Source organism: Pseudomonas sp. IT-P2, assembly GCF_949767575.1.
In the GTDB taxonomy this organism is placed as follows: Bacteria; Pseudomonadota; Gammaproteobacteria; order Pseudomonadales; family Pseudomonadaceae; genus Aquipseudomonas; species Aquipseudomonas pharyngis.
In genome coordinates this window covers 472,006-490,670 of record NZ_CATKQA010000044.1, presented here as the reverse complement: position 1 = coordinate 490,670, position 18,665 = coordinate 472,006, and the positions used below count along the sequence as shown (strand labels likewise).

Here is an 18,665-nt window from a genome sequence, read left to right as displayed (position 1 = left end):
TTGCTGTTGAAACTGCTGATTCTCGATCGGGACGGAGTGATCAATTACGACTCCGACGCTTACATCAAGTCGGTGGAGGAGTGGATTCCGCTGCCCGGCTCGATCGAAGCGATTGCGCAGTTGAGCAAGGCCGGCTGGACGGTGGCGGTCGCCACCAACCAGTCGGGCATTGCTCGCGGCTACTACGACCTCGCCACCCTCGATGCCATGCACGCGCGCCTGCGCACGCTGGTAGCGGAGCAGGGCGGTGAAGTCGGGCTGATCGTGTATTGCCCGCATGGACCGGATGAGGGTTGCGACTGCCGCAAGCCGAAACCGGGGATGTTGAAAACCATCGCACAGCATTACAACGTCGCGCTGACGAATGTCTGGTTCGTCGGCGACAGCCTTGGTGACCTGGAGGCCGCCAAAGCCGTCGATTCACAGCCCGTTTTGGTAAAGACCGGGAAAGGCGAAAAGACTCAGGCCAAGACCTTGCCGGTTGGCACCCTGATTTTTGACGATCTCGCGGCAATTGCCGCAGAACTTATCCACAACTAGAGTGCTTCTGAAGTTCCTGACCAGGGATTGATCGGGAGTGCGCTTGAACAGTCGGGCATTGCCCGTAACGGTAAACGTCGCCATGTCGATACTGCAGGCCATCAGAATCTTCCTCTTTTACCTGCTGCTGGGTACCACCGCTCTGCTGTGGTGCAGCCTGAGCTTTTTTATCGCGCCCTTTCTGCCGTTCAAGGCGCGCTATCGTTTCATCAACGTGTACTGGTGCCGCTGCGCCTTGTGGTTGACCAAGGTATTTCTCGGTATCCGTTACGAAGTCAAAGGCGCGGAAAACGTGCCTGACCGGCCCTGTGTGATTCAATCGAACCACCAGAGCACCTGGGAGACGTTTTTTCTCTCCGCTTATTTCTCGCCCTTGAGCCAGGTGCTCAAGCGTGAATTGCTGTACGTGCCGTTCTTCGGCTGGGCCATGGCCATGCTGCGACCGATCGCGATTGACCGCGACAACCCGAAAGCCGCCCTCAAGCAGGTGGCGGCGAAAGGTGACGAGCTGCTCAAGGACAATGTCTGGGTGCTGATCTTCCCTGAAGGCACTCGCGTTCCCCACGGCACCATCGGCAAGTTCTCCCGCAGTGGCAGCGCATTGGCGGTGAATGCGGGGCTTCCGGTACTGCCGATTGCACACAATGCCGGCAAGTTCTGGCCGAAAATCGGTTGGGGTAAAAAGCAGGGTGTGATTACCGTGGTCATCGGTGAGCCGATGTACGCCGAGGGTAGTGGCCCGCGCGCCATCGCCGATCTGAATGACCGGGTGCAGGCGTGGAACGAGAAAACGCAACGGGAAATGGGCTCGCTGCCTCCGGCCCCTCAGGCACCGGCTGCGAACGATCAGATCGCTGTCTGAGATTTGTGGATAACCTGTGTACGGTTTGTTCGCAAAATCCCGAATTATCGAATTAACTTACTGATTTACTTATATATTTCCGAAGCTGATAAAACACCGTAAAAGGTGCATAAGTTTTTTTCGGAAGTAAGGAAACCGGCTGATATAGCCGGTTTTTTTATGCCTGCTCTTCAGCGATCAGTGGCAGTTCCAGAAGGAACGTCGTGCCTTGGTCAACCACACTCAGGCATTCGATCCGACCGCCGTGGTGATCGATCACCGCTTTGACCATCGAGAGCCCAAGCCCCACGCCATCGATACCCTGCGCAGAGGAAAACCGCCGGTACTGGCTGAACAGGTCAGGCAGTTCTTCTGCAGCGATTCCTTTGCCTTGATCGGACAGTTCACAACGCAGCCAGTCGTTGTCGCAACTGACACGCAGATTCACTGTGGATCCAGCCGGGCTGTACTTGATTGCATTTTCCAGCAGGTTGAACAGGGCGCGGGTCAACAAGCCTTGATCGGCCAGAATCAGACGCTCCTGTGATTGCTCGTCCATGTCGCTCAGGAGCTCGATGCGTTTTTGCTGAGCGATGGGCAACGCCTGATCCAGAACGTCCATGACCAGCATCCCGAACAGGCTCGGTTGAAACTGGTACGCCTCGGATTCCGCACGGGCCAGCAGAACGAAGCCGTCGGTGAGTTCCAGCGCCCTGCGTACCTGGCGCTCAATCTGTTCGAACAGCGGCGAATCCGTTCCCGCCTGATGTCGGTGCACATCGAGCAGGGCAAGAATCGCCGAATGGGGCGCGCGCAGGTCATGGGACAGGAAGCGCAGCAACACACCGCGCTGTTCCTCGGCGGCGCGTTCGGCGCTGAGGTCAGTGAGACTCAGGAGCCAACCGATCGGCAGGTCGCCATCAACCGGTAACAATGCGGCCCGCTCCAGGCGCAGGCTACGTTCCTTATGGTCACGAAACTCCAGTAGAGGCAGCTCGGACAGCGGCGGGTGCGGCTCTGTGGATAACTCCGGGTAGCCCAGGCCCGCCAGTTGATCGAGCACATCCTCGCCCACCAGATTGTGATCGAACAGGCTCCGGGCCTTGCGATTGCCCAACAAGACTTGCCCCCGTGGATCGCTGATCAGGGTCGCGACCGGCAGATACTCCAGCCCGTCGGCGATGAATCGGCGGGTATCGCGGGTGCGGCTCATGGCTTGCTCAAGCGCCATGATCTGCCCCTGCAAGCGATCGGCGCTGGGAAACTGCGCCCGACGTCGTTCAGGGAAGACTTTCGGTTCACTGTCCAGCCGCGCCAGCTCCCAGCCGAAGTAGGTCAGCACCACACTCAGGCGTCGCCAGTTCCAGATCAGATAGCCGAACAGCATGCCCAGCACCGCAGGCGTGGGTGACCACCAACGCCGCATTTCAGCCAGGCCTGCACTGGTCAGCAGCACACAGGCCATCCCGCCCAATGTCAGCCAGAGTGCCAGACGCGGGCGCCACAGCAGCAACCCAAGTACGCAAGCGACCAAGGCAACTGAAAGTCCCGCGCCCATCAACGGCGCCGGATCATGCAAATTGATCTGCGCACGCCAGGAAAGCAGTGCAGTCAGCGGCAACAGCACTAGACTTATCCACACCCACTCGCGCACCAGTTGCCGGAACAAACGCTGAACCTGGCTGGGTACACGGCTTTCATGTCGGCGGTGGTTATTCATGGGCAACAGGGCAGGGCGGGTTGAATGGTTTCATAGGCGGCCGGTCTGAGGACGTAGACCCGAAGAATCATAGCGGCTCACCCCACGGCGTGCCGCTTACTTTCACTGCATGGAGTGAGCCGATCCGGTCGGCACCCATTGCCCGAGCGACAAGGAACCACCGCGTATGCGCGTTGCGATACTGGACGATGAACCCGCCGAACTGCGCCGGGTCGAGCAGACCCTGCAACAAATGGCCGAGGCCGGAGGACAGCCCTGGTCACTGCACAGCTTCGAAAGCGGTGAAGACCTGCTGCGACAGTTGCGCCGGGAAACCTTCGACCTGCTGATCCTCGACTGGCAATTGCCCGACCTCACCGGCCTGGCGCTGCTGCGCTGGACCCGCGAACACATGGAAGCCCCGCCGGCCGCCATCATGCTCACCAGCCGCGATGGCGAGAGCGATATCGTTCAGGCCCTGAATGCGGGGGCCGACGATTACGTCAGCAAGCCGTTTCGGCCCAATGAACTGAAAGCCCGAGTTGCAGCGGTGCTGCGCCGGCACAGCCTGCAACGTAGCACCCCGGCCGAGGTTCTGCGTTTCAATGACCTGGTGTTCGATGACGCCGAACTGACCGTCACCCGCGACGGGAAACCGATCGTCATGACCGAGCGCGAGTATCGTCTCGCCCATTGCCTGTTCAGCAACCTCGGCCGACCACTGTCACGGGATTATCTGTACGAACGATTCTGGCCCCACGAAGAGATGTCGACATCGCGACCGCTGGACACCCATATCTATCGCCTGCGCAACAAGCTCGGGCTGACGGCGGATCGGGGTTGGCAGTTGCTGACGATTTATGGGTATGGGTATCGGTTGGAGAGTGTGGCAGCGGGGGAGTGAATCGCAGGCAATAAAAAAGGCCAACGCTGGTGCGTTGGCCTTTTCGTTGGTGCTGACCGGGATCAGAAATCCAGGTTGGACACCGCCAGAGCATTGCTCTCGATGAAGTCACGGCGAGGTTCGACCGCATCACCCATCAGGGTGTTGAAGATCTGGTCTGCGCCAATGGCGTCTTCGATGGTGACTTTCAGCATGCGGCGCACGCTTGGGTCCATGGTGGTTTCCCAAAGCTGATCCGGGTTCATTTCACCCAGACCTTTGTATCGCTGGATGGTGTGGCGCTTGGTGCTTTCGGCCATCAGCCAGTCTAGGGCCTCCTTGAACTCGGTGACCGCTTTCTTGCGCTCGCCACGCTGGATGTACGCGCCTTCGTCGAGCAGGGTGCTCAGTTGAGCGCCGAGGGTGACGACGGTCTTGTAGTCGTTGCTGCCGAAGAAATCGCGGTTGAAGGTGACGTAGTTCGACAGGCCGTGGGAGATCAGTTCGACCTCTGGCAGCCAGACGCCACGTTCACGATCTTCACGCAGGCTGGCCTTGTAGACCAGGCCCGACTTCTCGACGGTGCGCAGACGGACTTCGTACTGGGCCAGCCAGTCTTGCATCTTGGCGTGGTCGCCGAGCATTTCCAGGCTGACGGCCGGCAGGTAGATGAAGTGCTCGGTCAGCTCCTGCGGGTACAGGCGCGACAGACGCTTGAGGGTCTTCATCACCATGCGGAAGTCGTTCACCAGACGTTCCAGCGCTTCACCGGAAATACCCGGGGCGTCTTCGTTCAGGTGCAGGCTCGCATCTTCCAGGGCCGACTGCGTCATGTACTCTTCCATGGCGTCGTCGTCTTTGATGTATTGCTCTTGCTTGCCTTTCTTGACCTTGTACAGCGGCGGCTGGGCGATATAGATGTAGCCGCGCTCGATCAGCTCAGGCAACTGGCGGAAGAAGAAGGTCAGCAGCAGGGTACGGATGTGCGAACCATCGACGTCAGCATCGGTCATGATGATGATGTTGTGATAGCGCAGCTTGTCGATGTTGTACTCTTCGCGACCGATACCGCAGCCCAGCGCGGTAATCAGGGTGCCCACTTCCTGGGACGAGATCATCTTGTCGAAACGAGCTTTCTCGACGTTGAGGATCTTGCCCTTCAGCGGCAGGATGGCCTGGGTCTTCCGGTTGCGTCCCTGCTTGGCAGAGCCGCCCGCGGAGTCACCTTCCACAAGGTACAGTTCGGACAGCGCCGGGTCTTTTTCCTGGCAGTCAGCGAGCTTGCCCGGCAGGCCGGCGATGTCCAGCGCGCCTTTGCGGCGGGTCATCTCACGAGCCTTGCGCGCGGCTTCACGGGCACGGGCGGCGTCGATCATCTTGCCGACAACCAGTTTGGCTTCGTTCGGGTTTTCCAGCAGGAAGTCGGAGAAGTACTTGCCCATTTCCTGTTCGACCGCGGTCTTCACTTCGGAAGACACCAGCTTGTCTTTGGTCTGGGAGCTGAACTTAGGATCCGGCACCTTTACCGAGATGATCGCGGTCAGGCCTTCACGGGCATCGTCACCGGTGGTGGCGACTTTGTGCTTCTTCGCCAGGCCTTCCTGCTCGATGTAGTTGTTCAGGTTACGCGTCAGTGCGGAGCGGAAGCCCACCAGGTGGGTGCCGCCGTCGCGCTGCGGAATGTTGTTGGTGAAGCACAACAGGTTCTCGTTGAAGCTGTCGTTCCACTGCAGGGCGATTTCCACGCCGATGCCGTCTTCACGCTGGATGTTGAAATGGAACACCTGGTTGACCGCAGTCTTGTTGGTGTTCAGGTATTCAACGAACGCACGCAGGCCGCCTTCGTATTTGAACAGCTCTTCCTTGCCGCTGCGTTCGTCCTTGAGGACGATACCGACACCAGAGTTGAGGAAGGACAGTTCACGAATGCGCTTGGCCAGGATGTCCCAGCTGAAATGAATATTCTTGAAGGTTTCGCTGGAAGCCTTGAAGTGAATCTGGGTGCCGGTGGTTTCGCTGTCGCCAACGATCGCCATCGGTGCCTGAGGTACGCCGTGGACGTAGGTCTGTTCCCAGATCTTGCCGCTGCGGCGAACGGTCAGGACCAGTTCTTCGGACAGCGCGTTCACAACCGAAACACCTACACCGTGCAGACCGCCGGATACCTTGTAGGAGTTGTCGTCGAACTTACCGCCGGCGTGGAGGACAGTCATGATGACCTCGGCGGCGGAAACGCCTTCCTCTTTGTGCACGTCTACCGGGATGCCACGGCCGTTGTCTTTAACGGTGATGGACTCATCCGGGTGGATGATGATGCTGATGTCGTCGCAATGGCCGGCGAGGGCTTCGTCGATCGAGTTGTCGACCACCTCGAACACCATGTGGTGCAGACCGCTGCCATCGTCGGTGTCACCAATGTACATACCGGGACGTTTGCGCACGGCATCCAGGCCTTTCAGCACTTTAATACTCGATGAGTCGTACGTATTTTCTTCGCTCAATGCCTTCACTCCCGATGGTCGTGGGTCTGGGTGATACGGCCCTGTTCCACGTGGAACAGAGCGACTGGCGTTTCCGTCTGCCAGCCTTCCCTCAATAATTCGTGATCTACACAGGTGATAAAAACCTGGCAGCGTAAGTCTTCCAGCAAGCGGCACAGCGCGCGACGGTGGCTCTCGTCCAGTTCGGACGGCAAGTCATCCACCAGATAAATACACTGGCCGCGTCGGGCCTGGCTCACCAGATGCCCCTGGGCAATCCGCAACGCACAGACCACCAACTTCTGCTGACCCCGGGACAAGATGTCCGCGGCGTTGTGTGCGCCCAATCTAAGACGCAAGTCAGCCCGTTGTGGCCCGGCCTGGGTATGACCCATTTGCTGGTCCCGTTGCACGGATCCGGCAAGTACGGCGCTCAATTCCCGGTCTTTGTCCCAGCCCCGGTAATAGCTGAGCGTCAAACCTTCGAGCTCAACCAGTTCGCTCAAGGTTTGTTCAAAGACTGGTTTCAAGGCTTTGATGTAAGCGCGGCGGTATTCATCGATTTCAGCGCTGGCCTGGCACAGTTCCCTGTCCCAAACCGCTTGCGAAACGGCGTCAAGTGTACCATGCCGCAGCCAGGAGTTTCTCTGGCGCAAGGCCTTCTGCAAACGCTGCCAGGTGGCCATGAACCGCGGTTCAACGTGGAACACGCCCCAGTCGAGGAACTGCCGACGAATCTTCGGCGCACCCTCCAGCAGGCGAAAGCTGTCGGGGTTGATCAACTGCAGCGGCAGGATCTCCGCCAGTTGAGCCGCACTGCGTGCATTCTGACCGTCAATGCGAATCTGGAACTCGCCCTGACGATCGCGAGATATCCCCAATGCACTATGGCCACCCTCGGCAAGTTCAACCTGACCGAATACGGTGCAGGCGAGTTGCTCGTACTGGATGACCGGCAACAGCCGCGTGCTACGAAACGAACGGGCAAGCCCAAGCAGGTGAATGGCTTCCAGAACACTGGTTTTGCCGCTGCCGTTGGCGCCGTAAAGAATGTTGATTCGGGGGGAGGGGGAGAAGGTCACCGGGTGCAGATTGCGCACCGCGGTGACCGAAACGCGACTTAACGACATCCAGAGTCAGCTGATTACAGACGCATCGGCATGACAACGTAAGCCGAATCGTCGTTGTCGGACTCTTGCACCAGCGCACTGCTGTTGGAGTCGGACAGGATCAGACGAACCTGCTCGGTGGTCATCACGCCCAGCACGTCGAGCAGATAGCTGACGTTGAAGCCGATTTCCAGAGAGCCGCCGTTGTATTCCACGCCTACTTCTTCTTCCGCTTCTTCCTGCTCCGGGTTGTTGGCCTGGATCTTCAACTGACCGCTGGCCAGTTGCAGACGGATACCGCGGTACTTCTCGTTGGACAGAATCGCGGTACGGCTGAACGCTTCACGCAGCGCCTGACGATCGCCCAGTACCAACTTGTCGCCGCCTTTCGGCAGAACACGCTCGTAGTCCGGGAACTTGCCGTCGACCAGCTTGGAGGTGAAGGTGAATTCGCCGGTGGTCGCGCGGATGTGGTGCTGGCCCAGCACGATGCTGACATTGCCATCAGGCTCGGTGAGCAGACGTGCCAGTTCGAGAATACCTTTACGCGGCACAATCACCTGATGGCGATCCTGCTGGCCGATGTCGGCCTGCATCGAGCACATGGCCAGACGGTGACCGTCAGTAGCCACGGCGCGGATCACACCGGTCGAGACTTCCAGCAACATGCCGTTGAGGTAGTAACGCACGTCCTGCTGGGCCATGGCGAAACTGGTACGTTCGATCAGGCGACGCAGCTTGCTCTGTTCCAGGCTGGTGGTCAGCGAACCCGGGCCTTCTTCCACAGTCGGGAAGTCATTGGCCGGCAGGGTCGACAGGGTGAAACGGCTACGGCCGGCTTTCACCACCAGCTTCTGCTCGTCAACCTTGATGTCGATCAGCGCGTCGTTCGGCAGGCTCTTGCAGATGTCCATCAGCTTGCGCGCAGGCACGGTGATGGAACCCGTTTCAGCCGGCTCCTCGAGTTGCACGCGACCGACCAGCTCGACTTCCAGATCGGTACCGGTCAGCGACAGTTGCTGGCCATCGACAACCAGCAGCACGTTGGACAGTACCGGCAAGGTCTGTCGGCGCTCGACGACGCCTGCGACCAGTTGCAGGGGTTTCAACAGGGCTTCGCGTTGAATGGTGAAATGCATGGTCTAGTCCCTTGCCTTAATAAGCTGCGCTGGTGTTCATCAAGTGGTCAGTGTACGCAGCAGGTTCTTGTAGTCCTCGCGGATGTCCGCGTCGGATTCCTTAAGTTCATTGATCTTGCGGCAGGCGTGCAACACGGTCGTGTGGTCGCGACCGCCAAACACATCGCCGATTTCCGGCAGGCTGTGGTTGGTCAGTTCCTTGGACAATGCCATGGCCACCTGACGCGGACGAGCGACCGAACGCGAACGGCGCTTGGACAGCAAGTCGGAGATCTTGATCTTGTAGTACTCGGCGACGGTGCGCTGAATGTTATCCACAGAGACCAGTTTGTCCTGCAGCGCCAACAGGTCTTTCAGGGATTCGCGAATCAACTCGATGGTGATGTCGCGGCCCATGAAGTGCGAGTGGGCGATCACGCGTTTCAGCGCGCCTTCCAGCTCACGGACGTTGGAGCGAATGCGCTGGGCAATGAAGAACGCCGCATCGTGTGGCAACTCGACTTTGGCCTGGTCGGCCTTCTTCATCAAGATGGCGACGCGGGTTTCCAGCTCCGGCGGCTCGACGGCAACCGTCAGGCCCCAGCCGAAGCGGGATTTGAGGCGCTCTTCAAGGCCTTCGATTTCTTTCGGGTAGCGGTCACTGGTGAGAATGACCTGCTGGCCACCTTCAAGCAGGGCGTTGAAGGTGTGGAAAAACTCTTCCTGGGAACGTTCCTTGCGGGCGAAGAACTGAATGTCGTCGATCAGCAGGGCGTCCACCGAACGGTAGAAACGCTTGAACTCGTTGATCGCGTTCAGTTGCAGTGCCTTGACCATGTCGGCCACGAAACGCTCGGAATGCAGGTACACGACCTTGGCATTCGGGTTCTTCTTTAATAGATGGTTACCCACCGCGTGCATCAAGTGCGTCTTACCCAGACCCACGCCACCATAAAGGAAGAGCGGGTTGTAGCCGTGCTTGGGATTGTCTGCCACTTGCCAGGCCGCCGCACGGGCGAGCTGGTTGGATTTACCTTCGACGAAGTTTTCGAAGGTGAAGGTGCGGTTGAGGTAGCTGGTGTGCTTGAGCGCGCCTTCGACCTGCACGGTGCGCTGTTCGGCGCGAACCGGGGCCTGTTGCGAAGCGGCACCGGCCATCGGATCGAAGCTGTCGCGGGACGGCTCTTCACTGATTTCTTCGGTTTTCTGCGTCGAACGCTTGGTCGGTGCAGGCGTGGGAGCTGGCGCTGGCGCGCTTGCCGGCGCGGCATTGGTCTGAGCCTGGGACACTTGCGCAGCGGCCAATGGCGCATTCGGTGCGGCACGCGGTGCCGAACTGCGTTTGCTGCCTATTAATAAGGAAAGCGACGGTGCCAGACCGTTGCCATGCTCATCCAGCAGTTCAAGGACGCGCCCCAGGTACTTTTCGTTGACCCAGTCCAGAACAAAACGGTTCGGTGCGTAGACGCGCAACTCGTCGCCTTCGGCTTCGACCTGTAGTGGACGGATCCAGGTGTTGAATTGTTGGGCAGGCAGCTCTTCGCGCAAAAGCTCCACGCACTGCTGCCAAAGTTCCACTGACACGGATATCCCCTAAGTTGAAAGCCGGTGAGGCAAAAACAAGCGGCCATTGTAGCGGCCAGCCGTCCACTTATCCACATGCAGGTTGCCCGATGGACATGATTTATCAATGCGTTAAACGCGAAAAAGGCGACCGACGGTGTGTGCATAAGCTCTGTGGATAACCCTATCTGAGGACACTGGACAACTGGGGGCGAAAGTCAGTGGATAAGCAGCCTGTGGATAACCACCCATTCCACACACAGGTTATCCGACAGCGCAGCACAGGCTGAACACGGTTTTCCACTGTAGTTGTCATTCTCTGTACATCCCTTGAAACAAGGCCTTGAGCCAGTTATCCACAGACAGTGGGGTTCCTAGCTTTTACAAGCTTTACAGAAAAGCTTTAAATAATTCCCTTCTTTATTTTTATCTCTGGCAAACGGGTAATCAGGTCCTGGACGCTCTGAAGATCTATTTATAAGGAAACGCTGGTTGGAAATTGACCTATGGACTTGCTTTCTCTAGAATCCCCGGTCTCTTAAAACGGGGGCCATTCCGGCCCGTTGTGGACGAACCAGGTAACACGACATGAAACGTACTTTCCAACCAAGCACTATCAAACGCGCTCGTACCCACGGTTTCCGTGCTCGCATGGCTACCAAGAACGGTCGTGCCGTACTGTCGCGTCGTCGCGCCAAAGGCCGCGCACGTCTGGCAGTTTGATAATCCGGCACTGGAGGTGAGTCAGGACTTCAGTCGGGAAAAGCGTCTGCTTACTCCCCGGCATTTCAAGGCAGTCTTTGACTCCCCTACCGGCAAGGTTCCGGGGAAAAATCTCCTGCTCCTTGCGCGCAACAACGATCTCGATCACCCCCGTCTCGGACTGGTTATCGGGAAAAAGAGTGTAAAACTCTCCGTCGAGCGCAATCGCCTCAAACGTCTGATGCGCGAATCGTTTCGCCTGCACCAGGATTCACTGGTCGGCTGGGACATCGTTATCGTCGCGCGCAAAGGTTTGGGTGACGTAGAAAACCCCGAATTGATTCAGCATTTCGGCAAACTCTGGAAACGTCTGGCACGCAACAAGCCGGCACCAGCAGTCAAAACCGAAACTGTAGGGGTAGACAGTCCAGATGCGTAAACTGGCACTCGTTCCGATCCAGTTTTATCGCTACGCCATTAGTCCCCTGATGGCCAGTCACTGTCGTTTCTACCCCAGTTGTTCTTGCTACGCGTATGAAGCCATCGAAAATCATGGCCTTCTGCGCGGTGGCTGGCTGACCTTTCGTCGTTTAGGTCGCTGTCATCCGTGGAATCCCGGTGGTTATGACCCGGTTCCACCTATCCCTACCTCCCGTTCTTCTTCGATGGCCGAGTAATCATGGATATCAAACGCACGATCCTGATCGTCGCCCTGGCAATCGTGTCCTATGTCATGGTCCTTAAATGGAACCAGGACTATGGCCAGGCTGCCCTGCCGACTCAGAATGTTGCTTCCAGTACGACTACATCCGGTTTGCCGGACACCGCCACTGGCAATAATGCTGCTGCCAGTGACGATATTCCGCGCGCCGCAAGTGATACCAGCGCACCTGCCGAAACGCCGGTCGCCGTCAGCAAGGATCTGATCCAGATCAAGACCGACGTGCTCGATCTCGCGATCGATCCACAAGGCGGTGATGTTGCCCAGCTGACCTTGCCGCTGTATCCACGTCGTCAGGATCGTCCGGACGTTCCGTTCCAGCTGTTCGACAACGGTGGCGAACGTACTTATCTGGCCCAGAGCGGTCTGATTGGCACCAACGGTCCGGATGCAAACCCGGCCGGTCGCCCGATCTACTCCTCGGAGAAGAAGACTTATCAACTGGCTGACGGTCAAGACCAACTGGTCGTCGACCTGAAATTCAGCAAGGACGGCGTCAATTACATCAAGCGTTTCACTCTGAAACGTGGCCTGTATGACGTGACCGTGACTTATCTGATCGACAACCAGAGCGCTCAGCTCTGGTCCGGTTCGATGTTCGCCCAGCTGAAACGCGATGCCAGCGCCGATCCTTCGTCCACAACTGCAACCGGTACCGCGACGTACCTGGGCGCAGCCCTGTGGACAAGTTCCGAGCCGTACAAGAAAGTGTCCATGAAGGACATGGACAAAGGTCAGCTCAAGGAAACCGTCACCGGTGGTTGGGTAGCCTGGCTGCAACACTACTTCGTGACTGCATGGGTTGCTCCGAAGGGCGAAAACAACATCGTCCAGACCCGTAAAGACAGCAAAGGCAACTACATCATCGGTTACACCGGTCCTTCGTTGACCGCTGCACCGGGTGCGAAAGTCGAGACCAGCGCTGTTCTTTACGCCGGTCCGAAAAGCCAGGCGGTGCTGAAAGAGTTGTCCCCAGGTCTGGAACTGACTGTCGACTACGGCATTCTGTGGTTCATTGCCCAGCCAATCTTCTGGCTGCTGCAACATATCCACAGCATCGTCGGCAACTGGGGCTGGTCGATCATCTTCCTGACCATGCTGATCAAAGGGATCTTCTTCCCTCTGTCGGCCGCCAGCTACAAGTCGATGGCCCGCATGCGCGCCGTGGCTCCGAAACTGGCTGCACTGAAAGAGCAACATGGCGATGACCGGCAGAAAATGTCGCAAGCCATGATGGAGCTGTACAAGAAAGAGAAGATCAATCCGCTGGGTGGCTGCTTGCCGATCCTGGTGCAGATGCCGGTTTTCCTTTCGCTGTACTGGGTTCTGCTGGAAAGCGTGGAAATGCGCCAGGCGCCGTTCATGCTGTGGATTACCGACCTGTCGATCAAGGATCCGTTCTTCATCCTGCCGATCATCATGGGCGCGACCATGTTCATCCAGCAGCGTCTGAACCCAACACCTCCGGATCCGATGCAGGCCAAGGTGATGAAAATGATGCCAATCATCTTCACCTTCTTCTTCCTGTGGTTCCCGGCAGGTCTGGTGCTGTACTGGGTTGTGAACAACTGCCTGTCGATTGCCCAACAGTGGTACATCACGCGTAAGATCGAAGCGGCGACGAAAAAAGCCGAGGCGTAACTTACTCTGTGGATAACACCACTCAAAACGCCCCCTAGTGGGGCGTTTTGCTATCTGCCATTTTTGTCTGGATACCGGTTTATGAGCGCACCTCGTGAAACCATCGCAGCTGTCGCCACCGCCCAGGGCCGTGGCGGCGTGGGCATCGTTCGAATTTCCGGGCCGCTGGCCAGTGTTGCGGCCAAAGCCATCAGCGGCCGTGAACTGAAACCACGGTTTGCCCACTACGGCCCGTTCTTCAGTGACGACCAACAGGTGCTGGATGAAGGTCTGGCGCTGTATTTCCCCGGGCCGAACTCGTTCACCGGCGAAGATGTACTGGAACTGCAGGGCCACGGTGGCCCGATCGTCCTCGACATGTTGCTCAAGCGTTGTCTGGAACTGGGCTGCCGTCTGGCCCGTCCCGGAGAATTCAGCGAACGCGCCTTCCTCAATGACAAACTCGACCTTGCTCAGGCCGAGGCGATCGCCGACCTGATCGAAGCCAGTTCTGCACAGGCCGCGCGCAACGCCTTGCGCTCCTTGCAAGGTGCATTTTCCCAACGTGTGCATAACCTCACCGAACAGCTGATCGGCCTGCGGATCTATGTAGAAGCGGCTATCGACTTCCCGGAAGAAGAAATCGACTTTCTCGCCGATGGCCACGTGCTGAGCATGCTCGACAAGGTTCGTAACGAGTTATCCACCGTATTGCGCGAAGCCGGGCAGGGCGCGTTGCTGCGGGACGGTATGACCGTGGTGATCGCCGGTCGTCCGAATGCCGGTAAATCCAGCCTGCTGAATGCGCTGGCCGGTCGTGAAGCCGCGATCGTGACCGAAATCGCCGGCACCACTCGGGATATCTTGCGCGAACATATCCACATCGACGGCATGCCGCTGCACGTTGTGGACACCGCCGGTCTGCGTGATACCGATGACCATGTGGAAAAAATCGGCGTTGAACGAGCATTGAAAGCCATTGGCGAGGCTGACCGAGTGCTGCTGGTAGTCGACGCCACTGCGCCAGAGGCCGCCGATCCGTTCGCCTTGTGGCCGGAGTTCCTCGAAACCCGGCCGGATCCGGCGAAGGTCACATTAATCCGCAACAAAGCCGATCTGACTGGCGAAGCCATTGCCCTGGAAGTCAGTGACGATGGCCACGTGACGATCAGCCTGAGCGCCAAATCTGCGGGAGAAGGTCTGGATCTGCTGCGTGATCACCTCAAAGCCTGCATGGGTTACGAGCAAACCTCGGAAAGCAGCTTCAGCGCACGACGCCGGCACCTGGAAGCCCTGCGTCATGCCAGTGATGCCCTGGAACATGGACGTGCCCAGCTGACGTTGGCGGGTGCTGGTGAACTGCTGGCCGAAGACCTGCGTCAGGCCCAGCAGTCCCTTGGGGAAATCACCGGAGCGTTCAGCTCGGATGATCTGCTGGGACGGATCTTTTCCAGCTTCTGCATCGGTAAATAAGCCTTCCGTTGTCCACAGACAGGTCCGTTTGCGACCTGTCTGTTCTCCCTCCCTCGTATTTCCTTCCTCCAGTGCCGGACAGATTCCTGTTCCTGAGCGGATTTTCTGTGTCCGCGATTCCTTCATTCACCCGATTTCTGTGGATTAAGCCCTGTGAATAACTGCCACTGAGGGCAGTTGATAACAGGACCTGAAAGCTGAACATAACTACCTCTGTGGATAACCTACCCTTTCATCCACAGGCTTACACCGGTTATCCAACGGCCTCATGGCGACATGGCCACAGGGTTTTGAATCTCTGTACACATTGAAAATAAAGGCCTGTGTAAATCTATCCACAGAAATCATGGGCAGTAAGAATAAGCTTTAAAACAAAGGTTTTATAAATTTCTCTCTTTTTTATTCTTTTAACCGCGAGTTCTCCACAGCTGGTTAAATTTTGTGCAAAGGGTTCTTTAGGAAGGGCGAAGTCCCTATACTTGCCGACCAGGTCCAGAAACCTGATCTCAAACTATTCCTGAATTACCTACTTAAGCAGGCACGAGGTGCGTGGTGGATTTCCCTTCCCGTTTTGAAGTGATCGTCATCGGCGGCGGTCATGCCGGTACCGAGGCAGCACTGGCCTCAGCACGCATGGGTGCAAAAACCCTTCTGCTGACGCACAACGTGGAAACCCTCGGTGCCATGAGTTGCAACCCGGCTATCGGTGGCATCGGCAAAAGCCATCTGGTCAAGGAAATCGACGCCCTCGGCGGCGCGATGGCCATGGCCACCGATCTGGGCGGTATCCAGTTTCGCGTGTTGAACAGCCGCAAAGGCCCGGCCGTACGGGCGACCCGTGCGCAAGCCGACCGGATTTTGTACAAGGCCGCTGTCCGCGAAATTCTGGAAAACCAGCCGAACCTGTGGATATTTCAACAAGCTGCTGACGACCTGATCGTCGAGCAGGAACAAGTACGCGGTGTCGTCACCCAAATGGGTCTGCGTTTCTTCGCCGATTCCGTGGTTTTGACCACCGGTACGTTCTTGGGCGGACTTATCCACATCGGCTTGCAGAATTTTTCCGGTGGTCGCGCCGGTGATCCACCATCGATCGCCCTGGCGCATCGTCTGCGTGAATTGCCGCTGCGTGTCGGTCGCCTGAAAACCGGTACGCCACCACGTATCGACGGCAAGTCTGTGGATTTCTCGGTGATGACCGAGCAGCCAGGCGATACGCCGATCCCGGTGATGTCGTTCATGGGCAACAAGGAACAACATCCACGGCAAGTCAGTTGCTGGATTACCCACACCAACGCCCGCACTCACGAAATCATTGCCGCGAACCTCGATCGCTCGCCGATGTATTCCGCTGCAGGCGAAATCGAAGGCATTGGTCCGCGTTATTGCCCGTCGATCGAAGACAAGATTCACCGATTTGCCGACAAGGAAAGCCATCAGGTGTTCATCGAGCCGGAAGGCCTGACCACCCATGAGCTTTATCCGAACGGGATATCCACAAGCTTGCCGTTCGACGTGCAATTGCAGATCGTGCAATCGATCCGCGGCATGGAAAACGCGCACATCGTGCGTCCGGGTTATGCGATCGAGTACGACTACTTCGATCCGCGCGACCTGAAGTACAGCCTGGAAACCAAGGTGATCGGCGGTCTGTTCTTCGCTGGCCAGATCAACGGCACCACCGGTTACGAAGAAGCCGGTGCGCAGGGTTTGCTCGCCGGTGCCAACGCCGCATTGCGTGCGAAAGGCAAAGAAGCCTGGTGCCCGCGTCGCGACGAAGCCTACATTGGGGTATTGGTCGACGACCTGATCACCCTCGGTACCCAAGAGCCGTACCGCATGTTCACTTCCCGTGCCGAGTACCGCCTGATCCTGCGTGAGGACAACGCCGACCTGCGTCTGACCGAAAAAGGTCGCGAACTGGGCCTGGTCGATGACGCGCGCTGGGCAGCGTTCTGCAAGAAACGCGAAAGCATCGAAATCGAAGAGCAACGCCTGAAAAGCACCTGGGTTCGCCCGGGCACCCCGCAGGGCGATGCGATTGCCGACAAATTCGGCACGCCGCTGACTCACGAATACAACTTGCTCAATCTCTTGAGCCGTCCGGAAATCGACTACGCTGGTCTGGTCGAAGTGACCGGGCAGGGCGCCGAAGATCCACAGGTCGCCGAACAGGTCGAGATCAAGACCAAGTACGCCGGTTACATCGATCGCCAACAGGACGAAATCGCCCGTCTGCGTGCCAGTGAAGACACGAAACTGCCTGTGGATATCGATTACACCAACATTTCCGGTCTCTCCAAGGAGATCCAGAGCAAGCTGGGTGCCACGCGTCCCGAGACGCTGGGCCAGGCTTCGCGGATCCCCGGTGTGACCCCGGCAGCGATCTCGCTGTTGATGATTCATTTGAAAAAACGCGGCGCGGGCCGTCAGTTGGAGCAAAGCGCTTGAGTTCTAAGGTCACTTCGCAACACGCCGAAGAGTTATCCACAGGAGCCCGCGAGCTCGGTGTCAATCTCACTGAAACCCAGCACGAACTGCTGCTTGGTTATCTGGCCCTGTTGATCAAATGGAACCAGGCCTACAACCTGACTGCCGTTCGCGATCCGGACGAAATGGTTTCCCGTCATTTGCTCGATAGCCTGAGCGTGATGTCGTTCATCGAAAATGGGCGCTGGCTGGATGTCGGCAGCGGCGGCGGAATGCCGGGGATCCCTCTGGCGATCCTGTATCCGGACTCGCAGGTGACCTGTCTGGACAGCAACGGCAAGAAAACCCGCTTCCTGACCCAGGTCAAACTCGAACTCAAACTGGATAACCTGCAAGTTATCCACAGTCGCGTCGAAGCCTTCCAGCCTGCACAGCCGTTCAACGGGATCATTTCCCGGGCGTTCAGCAGCATGGAGAACTTCACCAACTGGACTCGCCACCTCGGCGACGCCGATACGCGCTGGCTGGCAATGAAGGGCGTCCATCCGGCGGATGAGCTGGTAGCATTGCCGGCAGACTTCAAACTCGATAGCGAACACGCCCTGGCCGTACCCGGTTGCCAAGGCCAACGCCATCTGCTGATACTGCGCCGCACGGCATGATTGGGAACACAAGCAAGAATGGCTAAGGTATTCGCGATAGCGAACCAGAAGGGTGGTGTGGGCAAGACCACCACCTGCATCAACCTCGCAGCATCCCTGGTCGCGACCAAGCGCCGGGTGCTGTTGATCGATCTCGATCCACAGGGCAACGCCACCATGGGTAGCGGTGTGGATAAGCATGGCCTGGAAAACTCGGTCTATGACCTGCTGATCGGCGAATGCGATCTGGCCCAGGCAATGCACTACTCCGAACATGGCGGCTATCAACTGCTGCCGGCCAACCGTGACCTGACGGCGGCCGAAGTGGTCTTGCTGGAAATGCAGATGAAAGAAAGCCGTCTGCGCAGCGCGCTGGCGCCGATCCGCGAGAACTACGATTACATTCTGATCGACTGCCCGCCGTCACTGTCGATGCTCACGCTGAACGCACTGGTCGCCGCTGACGGGGTCATTATCCCCATGCAGTGCGAGTACTTTGCGCTCGAAGGTCTGAGCGACCTTGTGGATAACATCAAGCGCATCGCTGAACTGCTGAACCCGAACCTGAAAGTCGAAGGCCTGTTGCGGACCATGTACGACCCGCGTCTGAGCCTGATGAACGACGTTTCAGCCCAGCTCAAGGAACACTTCGGCGATCAACTGTACGACACGGTGATCCCGCGCAACATTCGTCTGGCCGAAGCACCGAGCTACGGCATGCCGGCGCTGGCCTACGACAAGCAATCGCGTGGCGCGCTGGCCTATCTGGCCCTGGCGGGCGAGATGGTTCGCCGTCAGCGCAAAAATTCACGCACCGCCGCTGCCCAGCCAACTTAAGGAATCCC

Annotated in this window: 16 protein-coding genes; 11 read left to right on the top strand and 5 right to left on the bottom strand. The window is 57.9% G+C overall.

The genetic code is table 11. The annotated features are described in order from the left end of the window. Together gmhB and ACM6JM_RS21625 are read left to right on the top strand one after the other, a co-directional pair. Positions 1-540 carry a D-glycero-beta-D-manno-heptose 1,7-bisphosphate 7-phosphatase gene (gene gmhB, locus ACM6JM_RS21630; protein ID WP_166742338.1) on the top strand — a complete coding sequence of 180 codons (540 nt, stop codon included), beginning with the start codon at positions 1-3 and terminating at the stop codon, positions 538-540. 82 nt (positions 541-622) lie between these two features. Next, complete coding sequence (locus tag ACM6JM_RS21625; protein WP_103385812.1) at positions 623-1,402, top strand: lysophospholipid acyltransferase family protein; 780 nt, start codon at positions 623-625, stop codon at positions 1,400-1,402. A 157-nt stretch (positions 1,403-1,559) separates the two neighbouring features. Here the strand turns inward: ACM6JM_RS21625 and ACM6JM_RS21620 are convergent, their stop codons facing one another. Further along, positions 1,560-3,101, bottom strand: a complete 1,542-nt coding sequence (locus ACM6JM_RS21620; protein ID WP_103385811.1) for a sensor histidine kinase — start codon at positions 3,099-3,101, stop codon at positions 1,560-1,562. Between the two features lie 166 nt (positions 3,102-3,267). Here ACM6JM_RS21620 and ACM6JM_RS21615 point away from each other — a divergent pair, with 166 nt between their 5' ends. Further along, positions 3,268-3,984 (top strand): response regulator transcription factor, encoded by a 717-nt coding sequence (locus ACM6JM_RS21615; protein WP_039764956.1) that lies wholly within the window; start codon positions 3,268-3,270, stop codon positions 3,982-3,984. Positions 3,985-4,046: 62 nt separating this feature from the next. Here ACM6JM_RS21615 and gyrB read toward each other — a convergent pair whose 3' ends face one another. Genes gyrB through dnaA form a run of 4 tightly spaced genes read right to left on the bottom strand, consistent with a single transcriptional unit; the run spans position 4,047 to position 10,254 of the window. Continuing rightward, positions 4,047-6,464 (bottom strand): DNA topoisomerase (ATP-hydrolyzing) subunit B, encoded by a 2,418-nt coding sequence (gyrB, locus tag ACM6JM_RS21610; RefSeq protein WP_011331734.1) that lies wholly within the window; start codon positions 6,462-6,464, stop codon positions 4,047-4,049. 5 nt (positions 6,465-6,469) lie between these two features. Further along, entirely contained in the window at positions 6,470-7,573 is a 1,104-nt protein-coding gene (gene recF / locus ACM6JM_RS21605) for a DNA replication/repair protein RecF (RefSeq protein WP_003220208.1), read from the bottom strand. 14 nt (positions 7,574-7,587) lie between these two features. Further along, entirely contained in the window at positions 7,588-8,691 is a 1,104-nt protein-coding gene (gene dnaN / locus ACM6JM_RS21600; protein ID WP_011331733.1) for a DNA polymerase III subunit beta, read from the bottom strand. Between the two features lie 39 nt (positions 8,692-8,730). Then, positions 8,731-10,254, bottom strand: coding sequence for a chromosomal replication initiator protein DnaA (gene dnaA, locus ACM6JM_RS21595; RefSeq protein ID WP_039764962.1), 1,524 nt, complete (start codon positions 10,252-10,254; stop codon positions 8,731-8,733). A gap of 567 nt (positions 10,255-10,821) precedes the next feature. Between dnaA and rpmH the strand changes: the two genes are divergently transcribed. The 8 genes from rpmH to ACM6JM_RS21555 all read left to right on the top strand — a co-directional run bounded on the left by rpmH (position 10,822) and on the right by ACM6JM_RS21555 (position 18,657). Continuing rightward, entirely contained in the window at positions 10,822-10,956 is a 135-nt protein-coding gene (gene rpmH / locus ACM6JM_RS21590; protein WP_003213577.1) for a 50S ribosomal protein L34, read from the top strand. Positions 10,957-10,972: 16 nt separating this feature from the next. After that, positions 10,973-11,374, top strand: a complete 402-nt coding sequence (rnpA, locus tag ACM6JM_RS21585) for a ribonuclease P protein component (RefSeq protein WP_039765426.1) — start codon at positions 10,973-10,975, stop codon at positions 11,372-11,374. Further along, positions 11,367-11,612, top strand: a complete 246-nt coding sequence (gene yidD / locus ACM6JM_RS21580) for a membrane protein insertion efficiency factor YidD (protein WP_010465488.1) — start codon at positions 11,367-11,369, stop codon at positions 11,610-11,612. Before rnpA ends, yidD begins: the two co-directional genes overlap by 8 nt. A gap of 2 nt (positions 11,613-11,614) precedes the next feature. Then, positions 11,615-13,297: a membrane protein insertase YidC gene (yidC, locus tag ACM6JM_RS21575; protein ID WP_414882463.1), complete on the top strand. Its 1,683-nt coding sequence runs from the start codon at positions 11,615-11,617 to the stop codon at positions 13,295-13,297. Positions 13,298-13,378: 81 nt separating this feature from the next. Next, on the top strand, positions 13,379-14,749 hold the full coding sequence (mnmE, locus tag ACM6JM_RS21570; RefSeq protein WP_039764968.1) for a tRNA uridine-5-carboxymethylaminomethyl(34) synthesis GTPase MnmE: 1,371 nt from the start codon (positions 13,379-13,381) through the stop codon (positions 14,747-14,749). Positions 14,750-15,301: 552 nt separating this feature from the next. Beyond that, positions 15,302-17,200, top strand: coding sequence for a tRNA uridine-5-carboxymethylaminomethyl(34) synthesis enzyme MnmG (gene mnmG, locus ACM6JM_RS21565; protein ID WP_103385810.1), 1,899 nt, complete (start codon positions 15,302-15,304; stop codon positions 17,198-17,200). Continuing rightward, positions 17,197-17,841, top strand: coding sequence for a 16S rRNA (guanine(527)-N(7))-methyltransferase RsmG (gene rsmG, locus ACM6JM_RS21560; protein WP_007911906.1), 645 nt, complete (start codon positions 17,197-17,199; stop codon positions 17,839-17,841). Before mnmG ends, rsmG begins: the two co-directional genes overlap by 4 nt. Positions 17,842-17,859: 18 nt before the next feature. Then, positions 17,860-18,657, top strand: a complete 798-nt coding sequence (locus tag ACM6JM_RS21555) for a ParA family protein (RefSeq protein ID WP_039764974.1) — start codon at positions 17,860-17,862, stop codon at positions 18,655-18,657. Positions 18,658-18,665 lie beyond the last annotated feature (8 nt).

Excerpts from the sequence above, each read along its gene's own strand:
- ACM6JM_RS21625 (WP_103385812.1), top strand. The coding sequence starts at position 623 with ATGTCGATACTGCAGGCCATCAGAATCTTCCTCTTTTACCTGCTGCTG.
- yidD (WP_010465488.1), top strand. The coding sequence starts at position 11,367 with ATGCGTAAACTGGCACTCGTTCCGATCCAGTTTTATCGCTACGCCATT.
- mnmE (WP_039764968.1), top strand. The coding sequence starts at position 13,379 with ATGAGCGCACCTCGTGAAACCATCGCAGCTGTCGCCACCGCCCAGGGC.
- recF (WP_003220208.1), bottom strand. The coding sequence starts at position 7,573 with ATGTCGTTAAGTCGCGTTTCGGTCACCGCGGTGCGCAATCTGCACCCG.
- ACM6JM_RS21615 (WP_039764956.1), top strand. The coding sequence starts at position 3,268 with ATGCGCGTTGCGATACTGGACGATGAACCCGCCGAACTGCGCCGGGTC.
- ACM6JM_RS21620 (WP_103385811.1), bottom strand. The coding sequence starts at position 3,101 with ATGAATAACCACCGCCGACATGAAAGCCGTGTACCCAGCCAGGTTCAG.
- ACM6JM_RS21555 (WP_039764974.1), top strand. The coding sequence starts at position 17,860 with ATGGCTAAGGTATTCGCGATAGCGAACCAGAAGGGTGGTGTGGGCAAG.
- rpmH (WP_003213577.1), top strand. The coding sequence starts at position 10,822 with ATGAAACGTACTTTCCAACCAAGCACTATCAAACGCGCTCGTACCCAC.
- dnaN (WP_011331733.1), bottom strand. The coding sequence starts at position 8,691 with ATGCATTTCACCATTCAACGCGAAGCCCTGTTGAAACCCCTGCAACTG.
- yidC (WP_414882463.1), top strand. The coding sequence starts at position 11,615 with ATGGATATCAAACGCACGATCCTGATCGTCGCCCTGGCAATCGTGTCC.